This is a genomic window from bacterium, from assembly GCA_035454885.1.
In the GTDB taxonomy this organism is placed as follows: Bacteria; UBA10199; UBA10199; order JACPAL01.
This window is the reverse complement of record DATIGE010000080.1, coordinates 1-5,280: the sequence shown is the minus strand read 5'-3', so window position 1 is coordinate 5,280 and position 5,280 is coordinate 1. Positions and strand designations below refer to the sequence as shown.

Sequence of the window (5,280 nt, the reverse complement as noted above, 5' to 3'; positions counted from 1 at the left end):
ACGGGAACACGGTCACCGAGGGCTGTGAGTACGGCCAGACGTCCTGCACCGTCTGCGCGGCGGATTGCACCGAGCAGCCCGGCGAAACGTCCTACTGCGGGGATGGAGTCACCGACTCGACGAACGGAGAGCAATGCGACGATGGGGGGATCCAGCCTGGCGATGGATGCGATGCGAACTGCAAGAATGAAGAGTCAACGGACTGCGGCAACCTGAGCCTGGACAACGGCGAACAGTGCGAGTGCCAGGACAAGAGCGTGAATTGCGATATCGGGATCGCCACGGTGGGTACGGGTTGTGAGCAAGGATCCACGATTTGCGACAAGTGCCAGTGCGTCGGCGGAAAATAGGGGACATCCCCGGAGACGGCTGCGATTCGTTTTGCCTGATCGAAGTCGGATTGCCGGGCGGCCTCTAGACACGGCGGAAGAAGTTGGGGGTCTACTCGAAACGGTTCGCGGCGATGTCCCCCGCGCCGGCGGGATCGACCTGGAACACGGCGATCGCGTCCTCCAAAAAGTCGAAGGCGGCCGCGCCGATCACGGTGGGTGCGCCGGCGTCCTCGATCGGGACCTCCGTTCCCCATCCCTCCCCCGAGACATAGCGGTACGAGAAGGTGTCGCCATTCAAGGCCGCATCGATCGGGCTCCAGATGGCGAGGGCGTGTCCGGACGGAGAGACGGCGAGCGCGAGACCGGCGACGCCCACGATCCCTGCGGGAGGGGCGGCGAGCCGGACCGCGACTTCCCATCCCGTTCCGGGGAGGAAGCGGGCGGCCCACAGCTGCTTCGAGGGACCGGCGGTCTCCGTGGCCCAAAGGGCGAAGGCGCCTCCGTCCGGTCCGGAGGCGACACGGATGGGGAATCCGGGGGAATCCGTTCCGGGGTCCAGGAGCCGTTCCGCCTGCCATCCCGTCGCCGGCTCGAAGCGGCGCGCCCGGACCCGCTGTTCCGTCCCGTCGTTCTGCATCCAGACCAGCGTCGCATTGCCGTCCTCGTCCATGACGATCGCGGGATTGAACGCCGGGCCGGCATAGGGCTCCATGACCTCCGGGCCCTGCCAGCCTCCCGCGAGGAGGTCGAAGCGGTTCGTGTAGAGATCGCCGTTCTGGACCCAGGCGGCGACGGCCGACCCGCCGCCGTTCGAACCGACGCCGATGCCCTGCGCCGTGGCGCTCAAGTTGTCGAGCACCTGCGCCCCGGCCCAAGACCCGCCGGGGCCCAGGGCGGGATTGAAAAAATTCGCCCAGACGTTGTGGTCGCTTGCGAGGGCCGCCTGCTGGATCCAGGCGACGAAGGTGAATCCTCCCGGCCCGCTCGCCACCTCCGGCCCTTCGAGGACGGGCTCGGCCGCGGTGTCGAGGCGGAGCGGGGGAGTGTAGTGGCTCGCGTTATTGTCGAAGATCGTTACGTTGGACGCCCCCTCCGCGGACGCGTTCTTCTGCCTCCAGACGACGAAGGCCCGGTCCGCCCCGTCCGCGGCCACGCGGGGAAGCACGACGTCGTTCGCCGTCCCATTGCCCTGGATCGTGAGACTGCCCCAGAGTTTCGTCGCCGGATCGCAGATCCTCGTGATCAGCGCGGGGGTCGGCGTGCTGGAGCCCTGGGCCCAGGCCGCGAGCGCCTTTCCCCCGGAGAGGAAGGCGATGGATGGGGGCCCGGCCGGCTGCGATGAGCCGTCGATGGTCTCGACCGTCTGCCACTTGCGGTCCTCGGAAGGAGGAGGACTGTTACCGCCGCCGCATCCGCCTCCCCCGGCAGGGACCGTCAGCGAGGCGACGCCGATGAGAATCCAGCAGAAGTAAGAAAGCGTGCGCATTAAATCAAAGTATACCGCCCGCGATTCAAGAGCGCCAGGGCGGGCAAAACGGGATCCGAAGTGTTCAGCGCTTCGGCTTCGGATCGATGAGGCGGAGCGGGGATTCTTCCAGGGCGCGGTTCTCAGGATCGCCGACGACGGCATACTCCCGGATCTCTTCGACCTTCCAACCGATGCCGGCGGGGAGGGACCTCTTGAGGACCAGGCGAATGCGGTTTCCCAGGAAGGCGAACCGGCCCGGAGAGATCTCCTCCGAGGCCCGTGCCGCCAGGAGATCGTAGAGGAATTTGGATATGGCCGCTTCGTCCAGGTCCATCGCGGCAATCTCCAGGGGATGATCGGTCACCGCGGCCTTCAGCAGATCGCCCATGAGCTTGCGGTCCCCGATCTCTTCGGGGTTCAGTTCACGGAAAAATCGCGACCAGACCTCCGGCTCCCCGTAGCCTTCCCTCGGATAGACCCAGGGGTAGGAGGGCAGTTTGGGATGGCGCATGACGGGCTGGACCGAAGATTTGAAACCCAATCCCATCCAGCCGGCGGATGCCGCGGCGGCCTTGGGAACGGAGGGAGCGGAGAAACCGAATGCCTCCGGGTACGCGGCCCGGGCGAGGAAGTAGACCGCGCACTTGAGGGCCGAGGTCTGCGCGGAATCGGACTCGCCCGAGGAAGTTAAACCGGCGTCCGTGAGCCGCTGTGTCACCTCGCCCAGCTGGGAGGCCGAGAGGCTCGCGGCGGGGTCCTTCGGCGGAACGCGATCCTGTTCGACCGGGTCCTTTTCGATCCAACAGCCGAAATACTGATGGATGATCCCTCCCGCCGCGTCCTCCAGCACGAGACCCCGGGCCGGATTGACGCTTGCCAGGTTGTCGATCGCCGGATCGATTTGTCCGTCGTCCCACCATCGGATGAATTGGATGTGATGGGCGTACGCGGGGTTCTTCGCCAACGAGCGAATCGTCGCGACCACATGCTCCTTGAAAATCGCCGGATCGTTTCGGAGAAGCGTCCGGAAATAATCCCGGAAAAGGTCCTGTAGCGTCGGATATCCTCCGCTCTTTTTCCGGGCTTCATGGGAGATCGGGCGGAAGGGACCGAAGATCCAAGGATAGCGCCTCAAGATCCTCAGGACCTCGTCCGGGGTCTTGGCCTCCCCGGGAAGAAGGGGCAGAGATCCCGTCGCGGAGCCTGCGGCGGACAGCCGCCCGTCGTCCCGCCGGCCCGCGCCGGAATGAGACCAAGCGCGGGGCAACCACCCGTCACCGTCGACCGCGGAGGCGGATCCGGGAGACCTGGGAGGGGGTGAAATGAGAAGCTCGGGAGGGACGATCACGCCGTCGTTCACAAGGGGAACGGACCAGGGACGCGTTCCAAAGATTGAGAACCATTGCTGCCCGATCGCGAGGGTCATGCCGCCTCATCGCACGGTCCGAATCGAAGTTGCGTGGAAGTCGACCGACGGGACATGGCCCAGGCTTGATCGTCCTCTTAGCGTCCGGCACGCCTTACCCGCGCCTCTTGAAGAACTGGATCTGCCGCTCATGCCTCACGGCCGCCGCGCGCGCCGGGAACGTGTGGTGTTCCTATTTTTTCGTTGGGTTCGACGCGTACCGGGCACCGGTCTCAAATCACTTGAGGCGGGATCACCACCCACAGGGTGATTTTGTTATTTTGGACGTCCGAAACCTCCAGGGAGACCGGAGTGCCTTGTCCATGCGCCAATTCCAGGGCCTTTTCTTTATCGGGATGAAAATAGAACGTGCCGACCTCTTTGGCGCCCAAGTCAAACGGATAGACTGTATTTCCCATCTTTGGAGAGTACGTCAGGTAACCGGAACCTCCGGACCAGTAGACGATGTTGCGTTTGCTGGAGATGGAAGGCGGAGGCAATAATTCGCGCGTGTGGAAAAGAAACCCGGTCCCTTTTCCTCTTTGAACCATATGCGCGTGATAAAAATCGCTCTCAGAAAACTGGGGGTTTTCAAGATGGTCGGAATCCGCCAGGATGAATTCCAGGCCGCGCTTTAATTCGGAGAGCTGTCTTGTTTGACCGGGAGTGAGGTTGTTTTTGGTTGGATCGACCTTCGACGCCCCTCCCGCCAGCGTGGAAACAACGTCGAGGGCTCCGGAAACCGCAGGTCCAAACGTATCCATGGCGCCGCCGATCATCCAACCCAGGAGGGTATCGTTCATCAGATAGGCTTCCAGGGCCCTGCCAAACTGCGGATCTTTCGGCTCCAGCTTTTTTTCGACGTCATCCTTCTGACCCTCCAACCGCTCCCTGAGGACGACCTTCACGGGCACTTGACCCTCCAGGTCGCTTCGACCTTCAATCGCCAATCGAAACGCCTGTCGGACATCGGCATCCGAGATCCGGCCGACGGAGTCCTCATTCTCCTCCTCCCAGTGCAGATTGACCTGACCCGTCTTGCCGTTCGGCCCTTGGAAATTGACGACGGCTTCCGTTGCGCTCTTGACACCCATATCCCTCTATCCACTTCAATCAGTGTGCCAAAAGCGGGGGTTTGGAGAAGGCTTAAAGATTGAAAACTATTGGATTTTTTGATGCCCCTCCGAGGCGGGTCTGAGGGGCAGGGTCCCGACCCCGCGAGGTGTGAAGAAAGGGAAACAGAAGAGGAGCCCGGGCGTCACGCCACGAGAGGATCCTCGGTTCGCTGACGCGGGGCATTCCCAGGCGGCCCATCGTTGTGTTACCATTCGTCTTGCCGCTCAGAATGCGGCAGGAGAGGTGAATTTATGCGTCTCTATTTCCGCTTCCTCTTGACCGTGGGATTGATCACCGGACTGATTTCCACCGCCCAGGCCGAGCCGAAAACGTCAGGCCCATCTCCCGGCGGCTCCTGCGCGGGCGTCGGCAACTGCGGGGCGGACGGCAGCAATTGCACCTCCGAATGGCCGCAGGCGGATTGCGCGACGTCCACGGGCTCGTATCGGGAGACCTGCGAGGGCTACCGCTGGTGCAAGAACAAGCAGACCGGCTCCTCCGAGGGAGGCGTAAAAAGTATGGTCGTAGGCGGTGCTGACAACGTCATGGACGACACCCCTCCGGTGGCCCCCGTCACCACCTTTCCGACCCCTGGCACCAGGTTTCCCATGCAGGATCTCACCTTTTTGACGGGCACGGTGATCGACCAGCCCCTGGCCGTTAAGGCGTCGGACGGTCATCAGTTCATCGCCGATAAGAAAATATTCTATCTCTCCGAAAAGCAGACCTACGTCGAGTGCGTGGTCAATATAGTGGTCAACGCGGCGACCAGGGCCACGGCGACCTGTCTGCCCTATCCCAAGATCGCCGTCCTCGACGGGAACTCGGACTCGCCCGTGAATCAGGCCGTCTATGATGCGGTCATGAAGGCGGTCACGGACCAGCCGGAACTCTTCGGCGTGACTTCCAACGGAGCGCCGTCCAAGCGGGGGGTCTTCCAGTTCCTCAAATTTCGCTGA

The 5,280-nt window shown here is 63.0% G+C and carries 5 protein-coding genes; 2 read left to right on the top strand and 3 right to left on the bottom strand.

Annotation, left to right across the window (positions count from 1 at the left end; genetic code table 11):
- A partial coding sequence (locus tag VLJ37_12875) for a hypothetical protein (GenBank protein ID HSA60566.1) occupies positions 1-350 on the top strand: 350 nt, incomplete at its 5' end.
- A gap of 91 nt (positions 351-441) precedes the next feature.
- Here VLJ37_12875 and VLJ37_12870 read toward each other — a convergent pair.
- The 3 genes from VLJ37_12870 to VLJ37_12860 form a co-directional block, all read right to left on the bottom strand.
- Complete coding sequence (locus VLJ37_12870; protein HSA60565.1) at positions 442-1,818, bottom strand: hypothetical protein; 1,377 nt, start codon at positions 1,816-1,818, stop codon at positions 442-444.
- A 64-nt stretch (positions 1,819-1,882) separates the two neighbouring features.
- Positions 1,883-3,226, bottom strand: a complete 1,344-nt coding sequence (locus VLJ37_12865; GenBank protein ID HSA60564.1) for a hypothetical protein — start codon at positions 3,224-3,226, stop codon at positions 1,883-1,885.
- Positions 3,227-3,438: 212 nt separating this feature from the next.
- A complete protein-coding gene (locus VLJ37_12860; protein HSA60563.1) occupies positions 3,439-4,299 on the bottom strand; it encodes a hypothetical protein in 861 nt (286 codons plus the stop codon).
- 273 nt (positions 4,300-4,572) lie between these two features.
- Between VLJ37_12860 and VLJ37_12855 the strand changes: the two genes are divergently transcribed.
- Positions 4,573-5,280: a hypothetical protein gene (locus tag VLJ37_12855; GenBank protein HSA60562.1), complete on the top strand. Its 708-nt coding sequence runs from the start codon at positions 4,573-4,575 to the stop codon at positions 5,278-5,280.

What these genes read in the sequence shown, in the direction of transcription:
- VLJ37_12870 (HSA60565.1), bottom strand. Translation starts at nt 1,818, where the DNA reads ATGCGCACGCTTTCTTACTTCTGCTGGATTCTCATCGGCGTCGCCTCG.
- VLJ37_12865 (HSA60564.1), bottom strand. Translation starts at nt 3,226, where the DNA reads ATGACCCTCGCGATCGGGCAGCAATGGTTCTCAATCTTTGGAACGCGT.
- VLJ37_12860 (HSA60563.1), bottom strand. Translation starts at nt 4,299, where the DNA reads ATGGGTGTCAAGAGCGCAACGGAAGCCGTCGTCAATTTCCAAGGGCCG.
- VLJ37_12855 (HSA60562.1), top strand. Translation starts at nt 4,573, where the DNA reads ATGCGTCTCTATTTCCGCTTCCTCTTGACCGTGGGATTGATCACCGGA.